Here is a 15340-nt window from a genome sequence, read left to right on the forward strand (position 1 = left end):
CGACAATCTTTTTTAATAAATTGATTTTCTGCCTTTAATTGATAAAAGCATTGTAATGTGAAGTGAGAATTATATTAAAGTATTTAATTCCCTAAGCGGTTGGCCCTGCCCTGACCTCAGGAATAATATAAGAGACATTATGAATCGCTGTAGTTAAATCATTAACAATGACTACCGAAATTTTAATATCATAATTATGAATTGAATTTTGGTTATAAAAACCAGAACTATGTATTTTAAAATAAGATAAACGATCCGTTTTTTGATTAACTTCGACAACTTGTGTACCGTTAAAGTCCCAATCGGTATTGTTATTTGTCTTTATTTCTGAAATATTAATCTCGTAATTCTTAAGATGTTTAGAATCTGGAAGATTATGTGATTTATTATGAGAAGAATTGTATGCTATTGTTAAGTCTTCAACATTAAAAAGGGCATGCTGAATATCCTCTACATCTGCATCACTATGATAAATAATTCGAAGTGTTCCTTGATTATTTTCTCCGATTTGAATTTGAGAAACCCCTATGTTTTCTAATTTATTCTGAATAGCAACTATAGCATTTTCAGAATCTTCTGAAGAAATATCCTTGTCTGAAAACTGAATTACAATTTGCTGATTAGGAACTGTATAATGCTCTATATACGTCCCTATAAGCGCCAAGAGTACAGCTAATACAAAAAAATGTAATTTGATTTTCACACGCCAAATATAGACAAAAAAAAGACTGTATTTCTACAGCCTCCTCTAAATTTTACAACTGAATAAAATATTCAATTACATCCCTTCCATTTTAGTATAACCCTCAGGAGGTGTTAAGCTTACTTTATCATCAGAAACAGCTTCTTTCTTAATTTCTATAATTTCTGAAGTCACTTCAATATTAGATCCCATTTGGTTCATCGTCATAACAAAATAAAGCGGAAATCCTTCTACCTGATCTCCCATTGCTGTTGTATTTTGACTTACAGCTGAAATCTTATCTGTTGTAAACATCTCCATTTTTACATCTTGACCGTTTTGTTTCATACTAATCAAATATTGTTGACATTCGTAACCCAATATTGTTTTTGTTTCAGTGCCTTTTGTAACAGTTACTGATTTTAGATCTTCTTCAGTTGGCTGAAAAGATTGTAATACATATTTTTTCCCCATTCCTGGACGATCCATCATCATTAGCATTTGCTTATCTGAAGCATCAATAACAATAACAATATCACCAGTCATAGGACTACTAGTTTCACTTCTCGACTTTTCACCTTTAAAATAGGTCTTAGCCGATGTATCTCCCATAGCTTTAAGCTGTGAATTCATTTGTTCATTATCGCTAGCCATTGTCTGCTTTGCAATAAGAATACCTTCATTAATCTTTTCTTGAGCTGTAACAGCAATACTTAGCATTAATGCTAAACTTAATAATAGTAACTTTTTCATTTCTTATTTTGTGATTTAAATCTAATCACGCAAAAACCTTACCAACAAAATATCGGTAAGGTTTTCACAAATTAGTTATTTATATTATTATCTATAATTCTAATAATGCATTAGTTTTCTTAACACCTTCTGCACTTGCTTTCATGTGTTCTTTTTCTGCATCGCTTAAAGATACATCAACAATTTTTTCGATACCGTTTTTACCTAAAACAACTGGCACACCAATACAAAGATCACTTAAACCATATTCTCCATCTAATAATGTAGAACAAGGATAAATTTTCTTTTGGTCGCAAGCAATTGCTTGTACTAATCCGCTAACAGCTGCTCCTGGAGCATACCAAGCTGAAGTCCCTAATAATTTAGTCAATGTTGCACCACCTACTTTAGTATCTTCTGCAACTTGAGTTAAACGCTCTTCTGATAAAAATTCAGAAACTTTAATACTGTTTCTTGTCGCATGAGATATTAATGGCACCATACCTGTATCGCTATGTCCACCAATTACCATTCCGTCAACATCACTGATAGGCGCTTCTAAAGCTTCAGCTAATCTGTATTTGAAACGTGCAGAATCTAAAGCTCCACCCATACCAATAATTCTATGTTTTGGTAAGCCTGTAGTTTTATGAACCAAATAAGTCATTGTATCCATCGGGTTACTTACAACTATGATAATTGTATTTGGAGAATGTTCTACTAAACTTGAAGATACTGTTTTTACAATACCAGCATTAATACCAATTAATTCTTCTCTTGTCATTCCTGGCTTACGTGGAATACCTGAAGTAATAACACAAATATCACTATCTGCTGTTTTAGAATAATCGTTTGTACTTCCTGTTACTTTAGTATCGAACCCATTTAGAGAAGCACACTGCATTAAATCCATTGCTTTACCTTCTGCATAACCTTCTTTAATATCTAAGATCACTACTTCTGAAGCAAAATTCTTAATTGCGATATACTCTGCACAACTTGCTCCTACGGCACCTGCACCAACTACTGTTACTTTCATGTTTATTATATTTTAATGTGAAACTAAGTGTTATAAATCACTGTAAATTTACAAATAAAATTACTTTTAAAGAAGAAAGGATTAGAGTAAATACCGCTCTTTGTATTAAAAAACGCATAAGATTTATGTATTCTTAAAAATGAAAAAAAATCAATCTTAAGATATCATTATCTATTATTTATAAACCTCAACACCAATTAATACTGAACAGGTTTAATAACCCTTTAAAAATTACAATATATTCTACAAAAAAAGCAACTACGTGAGCTACGTAATTGCTTTTTTTTATAATTTAAATGAAGAATCTATTTAAGCATCAATATTTGCATAAACAGCGTTCTTTTCAATAAACTCTCTACGAGGTGGCACTTCGTCTCCCATTAACATTGAGAATACACGATCTGCTTCAACTCCATTATCAATATGGATTTGACGTAATGTTCTAAACTCAGGATTCATTGTTGTATCCCAAAGTTGTTCTGCATTCATCTCTCCAAGACCTTTATAACGTTGAATTTTTGCACCATCACCATATTGTTCTTGCAATGCCATACGCTCTTCATCGTTCCAAGCATATTCTTTTTTAGCTCCTTTTTTCACTAAGAATAAAGGTGGTGTTGCGATATAAATATGACCATTTTCAATTAACTCCTTCATATAACGGAAGAAGAATGTTAAGATTAAAGTTTCAATGTGAGAACCATCAATATCGGCATCACACATAATCACAATTTTATGATATCTTAATTTTGAAAGATTTAAAGCTTTACTATCTTCTTCTGTTCCGATAGTAACACCTAGAGCTGTAAAAATATTTTTGATTTCTTCGTTTTCGAAAACCTTATGCGTCATCGCTTTTTCTACATTAAGAATCTTACCTCTTAATGGTAGAATAGCTTGAAACATTCTATCACGACCTTGTTTTGCTGTTCCACCTGCCGAATCTCCCTCGACTAAGTAAACTTCACATTTTGAAGGATCTTGTTCTGAACAATCAGAAAGTTTCCCAGGTAACCCCCCAATACTCATTACAGTTTTACGCTGTACCATTTCACGCGCCTTTTGAGCGGCATGACGTGCTTGTGCAGCAAGTATTACTTTTTGAACAATAGTCTTAGCATCATCTGGATTCTCTTCCAAATAATCTGTTAGCATTTCAGAAACAGACTGACTTACTGCTGCAGAAACTTCACGGTTACCTAACTTAGTCTTTGTTTGTCCTTCAAATTGTGGTTCTTGTACTTTTACCGAAATAATTGCAGTTAACCCTTCACGGAAATCATCACCAGCAATATCAAACTTTAATTTGTCTAACATTCCAGATTCATCCGCATACTTTTTAAGGGTATGTGTTAAACCACGACGGAAACCAGAAAGGTGCGTACCTCCTTCATGTGTATTAATATTATTTACATAAGAGTGTAAATTTTCGGCGTATGATGTATTATAAATCATAGCAACCTCTACAGGTACTCCGTTTTTCTCACCTTCAAAAGAAATAACATCTTTCATTAAAGGCTCTCTTGTTGCATCTAAAAATCTGATAAATTCTTTAAGACCTTCTTCAGAATGAAAAGTTTCTCCTTCAAATTCTCCATCTTCTTTTACACTACGCTTATCAATTAAATGAATTGTAATTCCTTTATTCAAATAAGCTAATTCACGCAAACGACTTGCTAAAGTATCGTAGTTATAATCTAAAGTCTGCGTAAAAATTGTTGCATCTGGTTTAAACGTAACAATTGTACCTCTTTTATCAGTTTCACCAACCTTTTTTACAGGATACATGGCTTTACCTCTTTCGTACTCTTGCTCCCAGATTTCACCTTTTCTGTATACGGTAGCTGTTAAATGCTCTGATAATGCGTTAACACAACTTACACCAACACCGTGAAGTCCACCAGAAACTTTGTAAGAATCTTTATCGAATTTACCACCTGCACCAATTTTAGTCATTACAACCTCTAGAGCAGAGACACCTTCTTTTTTGTGTAAATCTACAGGAATACCACGACCGTCATCTTCTGTAGTGATGGAATTATCTTCATTTATAGTAACACTAATATTGTCACAATGACCAGCTAAAGCTTCATCAATTGAGTTATCTACAACCTCATAAACTAAATGGTGTAAACCTCTCACACCTACATCTCCAATGTACATGGAAGGACGCATACGCACGTGCTCCATCCCTTCAAGGGCTTGGATGCTATCTGCGGAATAATTATCCTTGTTAAATTCTTCTCTTTTCTCGCTCATTATTTTGAATACGTTTTAATTCGATTTATGGCATAAAAAAATGACACGTGTGTATCATTTTTGAACACTAACAAATATAAGGATTTAAAAACGCATTTCAAAAGCTTTTTAACCACTCTAAACAATAATCATCACTATTTTCAATTATCACGAAAACGTCTTAAATCGCTTAAAAAGTAGATTAAATCGGATTTCAATGTTTTCAATTCAACATGTAATCTTAAAAAATAAAAAGATGGCTCAGAAGCTTTATTTTGAACCTTATTATTTTATTCATTTAATGCTTTTTCTTCTAAAACAAAGCGTAAATTTAAGATGAAGACTAAACAACTTACTCCTCAGGTCTTGATAATTAATTACACTATTCTAAATATCCAAACTTGCCTGTATTAAAATCTTGAAAAGCTTCTATAAGTTCTTCTTGCGTATTCATTACAAATGGACCGTGAGCTGCAATAGGTTCGTTAATTGGTTCTCCGCTTAATACTAAAATAACACCATCACTTAAGGTTTCTACCGTGAAAGTTTCTCCGTCTGAATTAAATAATACAAAGTGATCTGCTAGCACTTTTGCACCATTAATTGTAGCGCTTCCTTCAACCATTAATAATGAGGTTGTATAATGTTTTGGAAACGTTAATTGTGTTTTTGCACCTTTCTTTAATTTTAAATTGAACATATTCATTGGCGAAAATGTAGATGCTGGTCCTACAACTCCTTGATATGAACCTGCGATGACCTCAACTAAACCTGCTTCATTTGGCAAAATCACTTTTTTTATTTCTGCATTAGAAATCGCTTGATATTTTGGCGGACTCATTTTGTCTTTCGCTGGAAGATTAACCCATAATTGAACCATTTGAAATTCGCCTCCTGTTTTACTCCATTCGGTTTCATGAAACTCTTTATGCAATACTCCTGATGCCGCAGTCATCCATTGTACATCTCCTTCTCCAATTATACCTCCACCTCCTGCACTATCTCCATGTTCCACACGACCTTTGTAAGCAATAGTAACCGTTTCGAATCCGCGATGTGGATGTACACCAACTCCTTTTGGCTTATCTGTTGCTGGAAAATTATATTTTGAATTATAATCTAGCATAATAAAAGGATCCATACGCTTCATCGTTGAAGTTCCTGGAATAAAATTATGTACTCTAAATCCATCACCTACAAAATGAGGTGTTCCTGGTTTTATTATCTTTTCTATAGTTCTTAGCTTCATCGTACTTTACATATTTATTACTGTAAAATTAATAGAACAATAAAGCCTAAGCATTGACCTATGATAAGTAGTTAAGCCTGAATTAATACGGTTTAAAGTTCTCTTTAGATAAAGCTTTACGAACACGACTTAAGCTTTCGGGTGTTATTCCTAAATAAGAGGCGATCATCCATTGTGGTACGCGCAACATAATATCGGGGTACATATTTACAAAATACAGATAACGCTCTCGAGCTGTAGCGCCTAGTAATTGACTTATCCTTTTATATAAATGTCTAATATGATTTTGTAATAGTTTTTCGTTTTCCTTTCTAAAATGAGCATTAACACTTGCTACTTTATTCACAAAATCTTCATCTAACAAAACCGTCACGACATCTTCTATTGCATCTATATAATATGTAGAAGGTTCTTGAAAAAACACACTTCCACGATCGCTAACAATCCAACTTTCTGTAGCAAACTGAAGTATATTTTCCTTTCCTTCTTCATTTAAAGCATAGAATCTTAAAACACCTTGTTCTACAAAAAAGGAATAATTACAAACCACACCTTGTTTAAGTAAAAATTCGCCCTTAGAAATCTTCTTTATTTTTATAAAGCGTTCTATTTCTAAAAATTCAGTTTCAGATAAACCTCCTTTTTCAATAAGGTGTTTCTTAAAATTAGGTAATAACATAGTTCCTTTTAAAGTTATGAATTTACAATATTACTAGACATAAAAAAAAGACCAATCTTTTAATTAGATTGGTCTTTACTATGAAAATTGCTTTTCTTAACATTATGCTTTCACATAAGAATCTGAATGTACTTTCGCTACAGCTCTACCAGAAGGATCATTCATGTTTTTAAATGCTTCATCCCACTCTAAGGCTGTTGCTGTACTACAAGCTACACTTGCTTCTTGCGGTACACTTAATGCTGCTGCATCACTAGGGAAATGACCTTCAAAAATAGTTCTATAATAATACTCTTCTTTGTTTAAAGGTGTATTAATTGGAAAACGGAATTTAGCATTTTTTATTTGCTCATCAGTAACCTCTTTATCAACTAGTTCCTTTAAAGTATCAATCCAACTGTAACCAACTCCATCAGAAAATTGTTCTTTCTGTCGCCATGCTACACTTTCTGGAATCATATCTTCAAATGCCTTACGAACCACCCATTTTTCCATGCGTTCTCCATTAATCATTTTATCTTGTGGGTTGATGCGCATAGCAACATCCATAAATTCTTTATCTAAAAATGGCACACGACCTTCAATTCCCCAAGCTGCTAAACTTTTGTTAGCCCTTAAACAATCGTACATGTGTAATTTATCTAATTTACGCACGGTTTCTTCATGAAACTCTTTTGCATCTGGTGCTTTATGAAAGTATAAATATCCACCAAACAGTTCATCTGCTCCTTCACCAGATAAGACCATTTTTATTCCCATAGATTTAATAACTCGCGCCATTAAATACATTGGTGTAGACGAGCGAATCGTCGTAATATCGTAAGTTTCGATGTTATAAATAACATCTTTGATAGCATCTAAACCTTCTTGGATAGTAAATTTAATTTCATGATGAACAGTACCAATATGATCGGCTACTTTTTTTGCTGCAGCTAAATCTGGCGAACCTTCTAACCCAACAGCAAAAGAATGTAATTGTGGATACCAAGCTTCTGAAACATCATCACTTTCAACACGTTTTTGAGAATATTTTTTTGCAATTGCAGATACTACTGAAGAATCTAATCCTCCAGATAATAATACACCATAAGGCACATCACTCATTAATTGTCTATGCACAGCAGCTTCTAACGCTTCTTTTACTTCTGCAATACTTGTTTCGTTATCTTTTACAGCATCATATTCTGTCCAATCTCTTTTATACCATTGTACAAACTCACCATCTTTACTCGACATGTAATGTCCTGGAGGAAATAATTCAATTTTAGTACAGACACCTTCTAATGCTTTTAATTCTGAAGCCACATAAAAAGTTCCACTTTTATCCCATCCTATATATAAAGGAATAATTCCCATATGATCTCTTGCAATAAAATACTCATCTTTCTCAGCATCATAGATAGCAAAACCAAAAATACCGTTCATCTCATCTACAAAGTCTGCACCCTTTTCTTGATATAAAGCTAAGATGACTTCACAATCACTTTCTGTTTGAAAATCGTACTTACCTTCAAATTGTTTTCTCAATTCTCTATGGTTATAGATTTCTCCGTTGGCTGCTAAAATTAATTTCTTGTCTGGACTTAACAATGGTTGTTTTCCTGAAGCAGGATCAACAATTGCTAAACGCTCATGCGCCATAATTACTTTATCATCACTATATATTCCGCTCCAATCTGGACCACGATGACGAATTGTTTTAGCCATTTCTAATACCTGAGGTCTTAAGTCATCAGTTTTTTGTTTTATATCGAACGCACATACTATTCCGCACATAACTTTTATCTTTTTTGTATTAGGCTTCAATTATTATAAGCCATATATTATTAATTACAGGACAAATATGAACTTAAACTTTCATATTAAAAACACTAACAACAATAATAGTTTCAATATGAAACTAAAAACATAAAATACATGTTAATATAGAATTAAACCAACATTAAATAAACAGATTAACTATTAATCTGTAAATTTTACTATTTAATTACGACTTACGCCACATATTACATTCTAATTTAATCAAACAAAATTTTAATTCTAATTATGAAAACTTCAAACTTATTAACCACTGTTAGCCTAACTTTTGTAATGCTTATTTCACTAAATGTTAATGCTCAAGAATTTGACCAAATGGACAATAGCACAATGGATCGTGCTTATTATCCTTCAAACGCGCCGAAAAGAACCTTTGAAAAAAGTGAAGAAGCTAAGAAACAAGCTGAACCACAAATTAGAGTTACTTATTCTAGACCTGCAAAAAAAGGAAGAGAAGTTTTTGGTAAGCTTTTAAAATTTGGAAAAGCATGGCGCGTTGGAGCTAATGAGTCTACAGAAATATTATTTGTAAATGATGTTACTTTTGGCGGAAAAGAAATTAAAGCCGGACGATATAGCGTGATTATTATTCCTACTGAAAAAGAATGGACTCTTAAATTAAACACAGAACTTGACGGTTGGGGAAATTATGGATACGATGAAACTAAAGACATTGCAAGCGTATCTGTACCTGTAACTAAAAGTAATAAAGAGATTGAAAACTTATCTATAACACTATACAAAGTATCTGAAAATACAGTGAACTTAAAAATAGGATGGGATACAACTATTGCAGAGTTTCCAATGACTCTAAAATAAGACATCAACTTTAACATTCACTTGATACATTTAAGATAAAATTAAGACGAATGGGGTTTATCTTTATCGAATTCACATTAACAAAAACTTAAAAATTAATTATGAAAACACCAAGACTATTAACAACCATTTCATTTGCATTTATGATGCTTATTTCTTTTAATGCTGAAGCACAAAAATTTAGCGGCTTAGACAAAAGCCCTTTAGACGCAGCTTCATTTGGAAGAGGTAATGAACAATTGATAAAAGTATATTATGGTAGACCACAACTTAAAGGTAGAACGGTAAAAGAATTAACTCAAAAAGATAAAATATGGAGAACAGGTGCTAACGAAGCAACTGAACTTATTCTTTTTAAGGATATGAAACTTGGAGGCAAGACGGTTAAAGCTGGCACGTATTCATTATTTACAAATCCTGGAGATAAAGAATGGACTATTATTATAAGTTCTGATGTAAATAACTGGGGAGCTGCAGGATACAAAGAAGACAACACCGTAGCAAGTATTACTGTTCCTGTAACAGAAGGTAAAGAATCATTAGAAGCATTTTCTATTGCTTTTGACAAGTCTGATGATGGCGTACATATGTTCATCGGTTGGGGAACAACTAGAGTTGCTGTACCTTTTACTAAATAAAAAGCTAGAAGCTAGAAGCTAGAAGCTAGAAAAATAAAAAGATCCGATTATATTAATTTATAATCGGATCTTTTTTATTCTGTCTATTTATTATTCTAAGGAATATTTAAATATTTATGTGTCTGTAATGATACTTTCCATTTCGGATTAGCCATAACATAATCTACAATTTTAGGAATTACCTTATCGCGCTTACTCCATTCTGGCTGTAGATATAGAACACAATCCCCATTAACCTTAGCTGCTTCCTCCTCTGCAAACTTAAAATCATCATTATTATAAATAATGCATTTAAGCTCGTGTGCTTTTTCATAAACTTCCTTAGTAGGCAATTTCATTTTCTTAGGAGACAAACAAATCCAATCCCATTCCCCTGTCAACTTATAAGCGCCAGACGTTTCAATATGTGTTTGTACACCTTTAGCTTTTAACTGTGCTGTTAATGGTCCCATATCCCAAGTTAATGGTTCACCACCAGTAACAATAATGGTATTACTATGTTTTACAGCATTCTCTACAATCTTTTCTGTTGCTGTAGGCGGATGTAATTCTGCTAACCAGCTTTCCTTAACGTCGCACCAATGGCAACCAACATCGCAACCACCAATTCTTACAAAATACGCCGCTGTACCTTTGTGAAATCCCTCTCCTTGAATTGTATAAAACTCTTCCATCAAAGGCAGTAATAAGCCTTTATCTATTAACTCTTGTCGTTCTCTTCTTGTCATAAGACCGCAAAGATAGTTATTTAGTTTTCAGTCTCTATATCTGTTTACTGTAAACTATTACTAAAATTCAATATTTACAAATACAAAAATATATCTGCACGTTATTAGCCTCTCTAATTATCAGGTTGAAAACTATTTCATACGTAACATAATTACATTATTTTTATACAAATTTTCTGACCAATGAACAATTCTGAAGCTTTCGTAAAAGAAATTAACGAAGGAAACACCTGTAAAGGCGACTATATTACATTAGGTTCTGCCATGTTAGATGGTAAAACGATGACCAATACTTTTGTAAATGTTCCTTTAAAAACCATGAACAGACATGGACTTATTGCAGGAGCAACAGGTACCGGAAAAACAAAAACATTACAAGTTTTAGCAGAAAATCTTTCTGAAAAAGGTGTTCCTGTTTTGCTAATGGATATTAAAGGCGATTTAAGTGGACTAGCGAAACAAAGTCCTGGTCATACTAAAATAGATGAACGTCACGAACAAATTGGTTTACCTTTTGAACCCAAAGCATTTCCTGTAGAAATGCTAACATTATCCGAACAAGATGGGGTACGTTTAAGAGCAACTATTAGTGAATTTGGTCCTGTTTTAATTTCTAGAATCTTAGACGTTACCGAAACACAAGCTGGCATAATCTCGGTTATTTTTAAATATTGTGACGATAATCATTTACCATTATTAGATCTTAAGGATTTTAAGAAAATTCTTCAATATGCAACTAATGAAGGGAAAGAAGAATTTCAGGAAACTTATGGTCGTATTTCAACAGCTTCGACAGGAGCAATTCTTAGAAAGCTCATTGAAATAGAACAACAAGGTGGGGATTTATTCTTTGGAGAAAAATCTTTTGACACAGATGATTTATTACGAATTGATGACAATGGTCGTGGTTACATAAATATTCTTAGATTAACGGATATACAAGATAAGCCCAAGTTATTTTCGACATTTATGTTGAGTTTGTTAGCTGAAATTTACTCTACTTTCCCAGAGCAAGGTGATACTGGAAGACCAGAGTTAATTATCTTTATTGATGAAGCACATTTAATTTTCGATGAAGCATCAGGTGCCTTACTCAACCAGATTGAAAGTATGGTAAAACTGATCCGCAGTAAAGGTATTGGTTTATATTTTGTAACTCAAAACCCAACAGATGTCCCAGAAGAAGTTTTAGGACAATTGGGATTAAAAATTCAACATGCCTTAAGAGCATTTACAGCAAAAGACCGAAAAGCGATAAAACTAACTGCTCAAAATTATCCTGATTCTGAATATTATGATACTGCAGAAATGCTAACCTCATTAGGAATTGGTGAAGCTTTAGTATCTGCTTTAGATGAAAAAGGAAAACCAACACCATTGGCAGCAACCATGCTACGCGCACCAATGAGCCGAATGGATATTTTAACAGAAACAGAACTCAGCAGCTTAATATCGCAATCGCAACTCGCAAAAAAATATAATGAAGAGATTGATCGTGAAAGTGCTTACGAAATGTTGAATAAAAAAATTAAACAAGCTGAAGCCGAAGAATTAAAACAAAAAGCTAAAAAAGAAAAAGAAGATTTAAAACGCGCCGAAAGCAAAAGAACCACAAGAAGACAAAGCACACGTATGAATCCTTTAATAAAGGTTTTAACAAGTGCTACAGTTATCCGAGGAGTTCTAGGAATTTTAAGTAAAATGATTAAATAAATATAGTAAAACAAAACATGAACAAAACCTTTTTAGCAGCACTTACTGGTGCGCTTATAATTACAAGTTGTACAACAGATAAACCAAATCCTTTTTTAATTAAAAAAAATAATATTGGATTATTAAACGATTCAACTCAAGTTAAAGAATTAGATGCTATTTTCAATAATGATTCTGTTGTCCGCTATATTGCAGGAGATGAGTTTTCAGGCTCAGCAAATATCATTGAAGTTTTTGAAAAAGGAGGAAAAAAATTATTAGATATTTCACCTAGAAAACCCTTAGATTCAACTTCTGTTATCTCAACAGTTCGTATTATAGATGAGCGATTCAAAACCGATAAAAACATTACCGCTTTAAGTACCTTTAAAGATCTTAAGGATAATTATAAAATATCTAAAATCAACATTCTAATTAACTCTATTGTTATTACCGTAGATGAAATCAATGCTTCTTTTACAATAGACAAAAAAGAATTACCCGCTAGTATGCGTTTTAATATGGGATTAACCATAGACCCAATACAGATTCCTGGAAAAGCTAAAATTAAGTTTTTTATGATCCACTGGTAGCCCAAAAAAGATTAATTGACACAATGAAAAAGTACCAAATACAAAACTCGCCCTTTGTTGTTCCAACAAACGATGGTAAAATAATAAAAGAACACTTCGGAAATGCTACTGATGGTAACTCTAAAATTAGTGTTGCACACATGGTTGCACCTGCTGGTTGGTCAGAACCTTTTCAGACACCAGAATTTGAAGAGTATACATTTATCATAAAAGGCAAAAAACAATTTATAATTGAAGGTGAAACTATCATTTTAGAAGCCGGACAATCCATCAAAGTAGAAAAAAACACTAGGCTTCAATATTCAAATCCATTTACAGAACCTTGCGAATACTTAGCGATTTGTTTACCAGCATTTTCAATTGAAGCCGTTAAAAGAGAAGAAGAGTATATATGAGTAGTTTTATTGTTAAATCTATAGGTAGAGCGCTTAATGCAACAAGTATAATCTCTTCAAAATTTGCTTCAAAAAGAGCGCTTAACCTATTTGCATCCCCTAGGAAAGGGCGTTATAACGAAGACCAAAAGCAAATTATTAACTCTGCTTTTTTCGAAGAAACCAGTTATAAAAACATGGAAATTGCAACTTACCGTTGGGTAGGAAAAGGCAAAACGGTTTTATTAGCTCATGGTTGGGAAAGTAATACATCGCGATGGAATTACATTCTAAAAGATCTAAAAGCACAAGACTATAATATTATAGCTTTAGATGCACCAGCTCACGGAAGATCAGACGGAAAACAATTTAATGCTATTCTATATTCTGAATTTATCGCTGCCGTTGCTAAGAAATTTCAACCTGATGTCTTAATAGGTCATTCTGTTGGTGGTATGGCTAGTGTTTTTTGCTTACACGGTAACAAATTACCATCTATAAAGAAATTAGTTTTACTCGGAGCACCAGCACATTTTACAGGTGTTTTTGATCGCTATAAAAGTATGATGGGCTATAACAAAAGAATTTCAAAAGGATTAGATTCTATTATTTTAGATCATTTTAACCAACCTGTATCTTATTTTTCAACAGCTAATTTTACCGAATCTATTGAAGTTAAAGGCTTGGTTATTCATGATAAGAAAGACAGAATAATTCCTTACGAAGACGGACAGTTAATTGCAAATCGCTATAAAAATTCAGAATTTATTACCACTTCTGGTTTTGGACACGGATTAAAAGACACCTCTTTAACACCAAAAATCATTGACTTCATTAATGATTAATCTTTATTGTACTTTTGCAGCATGTCACAAGAATTAAAACGCCTTAACAAATACCTCAGCGAAGCCGGATATTGCTCTCGTAGAGCCGCAGATCGATTAATAGATGCGGGCCGTGTAACAATTAACGATGTTGTACCAGAAATGGGAACAAAAGTGAGCTCTGAAGATATCGTAAAAGTCGATGGAGAAATTATAGGCGAACGTCAACAAGACTTTGTTTACTTAGCATTTAACAAACCTGTCGGTATTGTTTGTACCACAGATACACGTGTTGAAAAAGACAACATCATTGATTATATCAATTACCCAAAACGTATTTTCCCTATAGGTCGATTAGACAAACCAAGTGAGGGATTAATATTACTTACAGATGATGGCGATATCGTTAATAAGATTTTAAGAGCTAGCAATAATCACGAGAAAGAGTACATTGTTACTGTTGATCAACAGATTTCTCAAACCTTTATTGAGCGTATGTCTGGTGGAATCTATATTGAAGACTTAGATAAGCGTACTAAAAAATGTAAGGTTAAGAAAATTGATAAATTTAAGTTTAGTATTATTTTAACTCAAGGTTTAAACCGCCAGATACGTAGAATGTGTGAGTACTTAAATTATGAAGTACAAACTTTAAAGCGTGTGAGGATAATGAATGTAAAGCTTGATATATCTTCAGGTCAATATAGAGAATTAACGAAAGAAGAGTTTAAGGGCTTAACGGAATTGATTAGTGACTCTGATAAAACATTTGAAGAAAGCCAAGAAACCATTAGAAAAAACGGACGTTAATTATGGCATTATCACCTTTTCACTTAGCTATCCCTGTAGATAATCTCTCTGTGTGCAGAAATTTTTATAGTAAAATTTTAAATTTTGAAGAAGGTCGAAGTAGTGATCATTGGGTTGATTATAACTTTTTTGGACATCAATTAGTGATTCATTATAAAAAAAAGCAGACAGAAGATATTGCTACTAATTTAGTTGATGGAAAGGATGTTCCTGTGCCACATTTTGGTGTGGTTTTAGAATGGGCAATTTTTCATGACTTTGCCGAGTTACTAAAATCAAAACATATTAAATTTATTATTGAACCATACCTTCGCTTTGAAGGACAAGTAGGCGAACAAGCCACTATGTTTTTTAAAGATCCTTCAGGAAATGCTTTAGAATTTAAATCTTTTAAAGACAGTAGTCAACTTTTTGCGAAGTAGAAA

The 15340-nt window shown here is 32.9% G+C and carries 16 protein-coding genes; 8 read left to right on the forward strand and 8 right to left on the reverse strand.

Features of this window, described 5'->3' with window-relative positions; translation table 11 throughout:
- Window positions 1-91: 91 nt before the first annotated feature.
- The 7 genes from HM985_RS12925 to asnB form a co-directional block, all read right to left on the reverse strand.
- Window positions 92-703 (reverse strand): hypothetical protein, encoded by a 612-nt coding sequence (locus tag HM985_RS12925; protein ID WP_179376661.1) that lies wholly within the window; start codon window positions 701-703, stop codon window positions 92-94.
- Between the two features lie 75 nt (window positions 704-778).
- Entirely contained in the window at window positions 779-1435 is a 657-nt protein-coding gene (locus HM985_RS12930) for a DUF4412 domain-containing protein (RefSeq protein ID WP_179376662.1), read from the reverse strand.
- A gap of 91 nt (window positions 1436-1526) precedes the next feature.
- Window positions 1527-2453 (reverse strand): malate dehydrogenase, encoded by a 927-nt coding sequence (gene mdh, locus HM985_RS12935; protein WP_179376663.1) that lies wholly within the window; start codon window positions 2451-2453, stop codon window positions 1527-1529.
- 309 nt (window positions 2454-2762) lie between these two features.
- A complete protein-coding gene (gene gyrB, locus HM985_RS12940) occupies window positions 2763-4712 on the reverse strand; it encodes a DNA topoisomerase (ATP-hydrolyzing) subunit B (RefSeq protein WP_179376664.1) in 1950 nt (649 codons plus the stop codon).
- Window positions 4713-5073: 361 nt separating this feature from the next.
- A complete protein-coding gene (locus HM985_RS12945) occupies window positions 5074-5940 on the reverse strand; it encodes a pirin family protein (RefSeq protein WP_179376665.1) in 867 nt (288 codons plus the stop codon).
- A gap of 82 nt (window positions 5941-6022) precedes the next feature.
- On the reverse strand, window positions 6023-6619 hold the full coding sequence (locus HM985_RS12950) for a Crp/Fnr family transcriptional regulator (protein WP_179376666.1): 597 nt from the start codon (window positions 6617-6619) through the stop codon (window positions 6023-6025).
- Window positions 6620-6721: 102 nt separating this feature from the next.
- Window positions 6722-8395, reverse strand: a complete 1674-nt coding sequence (gene asnB / locus HM985_RS12955; RefSeq protein ID WP_179376667.1) for an asparagine synthase B — start codon at window positions 8393-8395, stop codon at window positions 6722-6724.
- 270 nt (window positions 8396-8665) lie between these two features.
- On the opposite strand from asnB, the gene HM985_RS12960 reads away from it, so the two are divergent.
- Together HM985_RS12960 and HM985_RS12965 are read left to right on the forward strand one after the other, a co-directional pair.
- Window positions 8666-9256: a DUF2911 domain-containing protein gene (locus HM985_RS12960; RefSeq protein WP_179376668.1), complete on the forward strand. Its 591-nt coding sequence runs from the start codon at window positions 8666-8668 to the stop codon at window positions 9254-9256.
- Window positions 9257-9357: 101 nt separating this feature from the next.
- Window positions 9358-9894: a DUF2911 domain-containing protein gene (locus tag HM985_RS12965; protein ID WP_179376669.1), complete on the forward strand. Its 537-nt coding sequence runs from the start codon at window positions 9358-9360 to the stop codon at window positions 9892-9894.
- Window positions 9895-9989: 95 nt separating this feature from the next.
- Here HM985_RS12965 and HM985_RS12970 read toward each other — a convergent pair whose 3' ends face one another.
- Window positions 9990-10622: a 7-carboxy-7-deazaguanine synthase QueE gene (locus HM985_RS12970; RefSeq protein WP_179376670.1), complete on the reverse strand. Its 633-nt coding sequence runs from the start codon at window positions 10620-10622 to the stop codon at window positions 9990-9992.
- Between the two features lie 183 nt (window positions 10623-10805).
- On the opposite strand from HM985_RS12970, the gene HM985_RS12975 reads away from it, so the two are divergent.
- From HM985_RS12975 to HM985_RS13000, 6 genes are read left to right on the forward strand one after another with little or no spacing between them, the layout of a single operon-like run.
- Window positions 10806-12335, forward strand: coding sequence for a helicase HerA-like domain-containing protein (locus HM985_RS12975; RefSeq protein ID WP_179376671.1), 1530 nt, complete (start codon window positions 10806-10808; stop codon window positions 12333-12335).
- 17 nt (window positions 12336-12352) lie between these two features.
- Window positions 12353-12907 carry a hypothetical protein gene (locus HM985_RS12980; protein WP_179376672.1) on the forward strand — a complete coding sequence of 185 codons (555 nt, stop codon included), beginning with the start codon at window positions 12353-12355 and terminating at the stop codon, window positions 12905-12907.
- Between the two features lie 23 nt (window positions 12908-12930).
- The gene (locus HM985_RS12985) at window positions 12931-13302 is read left to right on the forward strand and encodes a cupin domain-containing protein (protein WP_179376673.1); all 372 of its coding nucleotides are present in this window, start codon (window positions 12931-12933) and stop codon (window positions 13300-13302) included.
- Window positions 13299-14126: an alpha/beta fold hydrolase gene (locus HM985_RS12990; RefSeq protein ID WP_179376674.1), complete on the forward strand. Its 828-nt coding sequence runs from the start codon at window positions 13299-13301 to the stop codon at window positions 14124-14126. Before HM985_RS12985 ends, HM985_RS12990 begins: the two co-directional genes overlap by 4 nt.
- Window positions 14127-14147: 21 nt before the next feature.
- On the forward strand, window positions 14148-14915 hold the full coding sequence (locus tag HM985_RS12995; protein ID WP_179376675.1) for a pseudouridine synthase: 768 nt from the start codon (window positions 14148-14150) through the stop codon (window positions 14913-14915).
- Window positions 14915-15337: a VOC family protein gene (locus HM985_RS13000; RefSeq protein ID WP_179376805.1), complete on the forward strand. Its 423-nt coding sequence runs from the start codon at window positions 14915-14917 to the stop codon at window positions 15335-15337. Before HM985_RS12995 ends, HM985_RS13000 begins: the two co-directional genes overlap by 1 nt.
- Window positions 15338-15340: the final 3 nt, after the last annotated feature.

This window comes from Winogradskyella wichelsiae (assembly GCF_013403925.1).
Taxonomy (GTDB): Bacteria; Bacteroidota; Bacteroidia; order Flavobacteriales; family Flavobacteriaceae; genus Winogradskyella; species Winogradskyella wichelsiae.

Coding starts and splice junctions, on each gene's coding strand:
- HM985_RS12930 (WP_179376662.1), bottom strand. CDS start 1,435: ATGAAAAAGTTACTATTATTAAGTTTAGCATTAATGCTAAGTATTGCT.
- HM985_RS12985 (WP_179376673.1), top strand. CDS start 12,931: ATGAAAAAGTACCAAATACAAAACTCGCCCTTTGTTGTTCCAACAAAC.
- HM985_RS12970 (WP_179376670.1), bottom strand. CDS start 10,622: ATGACAAGAAGAGAACGACAAGAGTTAATAGATAAAGGCTTATTACTG.
- HM985_RS12965 (WP_179376669.1), top strand. CDS start 9,358: ATGAAAACACCAAGACTATTAACAACCATTTCATTTGCATTTATGATG.
- HM985_RS12945 (WP_179376665.1), bottom strand. CDS start 5,940: ATGAAGCTAAGAACTATAGAAAAGATAATAAAACCAGGAACACCTCAT.
- HM985_RS12950 (WP_179376666.1), bottom strand. CDS start 6,619: ATGTTATTACCTAATTTTAAGAAACACCTTATTGAAAAAGGAGGTTTA.
- asnB (WP_179376667.1), bottom strand. CDS start 8,395: ATGTGCGGAATAGTATGTGCGTTCGATATAAAACAAAAAACTGATGAC.
- gyrB (WP_179376664.1), bottom strand. CDS start 4,712: ATGAGCGAGAAAAGAGAAGAATTTAACAAGGATAATTATTCCGCAGAT.
- HM985_RS12960 (WP_179376668.1), top strand. CDS start 8,666: ATGAAAACTTCAAACTTATTAACCACTGTTAGCCTAACTTTTGTAATG.
- mdh (WP_179376663.1), bottom strand. CDS start 2,453: ATGAAAGTAACAGTAGTTGGTGCAGGTGCCGTAGGAGCAAGTTGTGCA.
- HM985_RS12990 (WP_179376674.1), top strand. CDS start 13,299: ATGAGTAGTTTTATTGTTAAATCTATAGGTAGAGCGCTTAATGCAACA.
- HM985_RS12975 (WP_179376671.1), top strand. CDS start 10,806: ATGAACAATTCTGAAGCTTTCGTAAAAGAAATTAACGAAGGAAACACC.
- HM985_RS12995 (WP_179376675.1), top strand. CDS start 14,148: ATGTCACAAGAATTAAAACGCCTTAACAAATACCTCAGCGAAGCCGGA.
- HM985_RS12980 (WP_179376672.1), top strand. CDS start 12,353: ATGAACAAAACCTTTTTAGCAGCACTTACTGGTGCGCTTATAATTACA.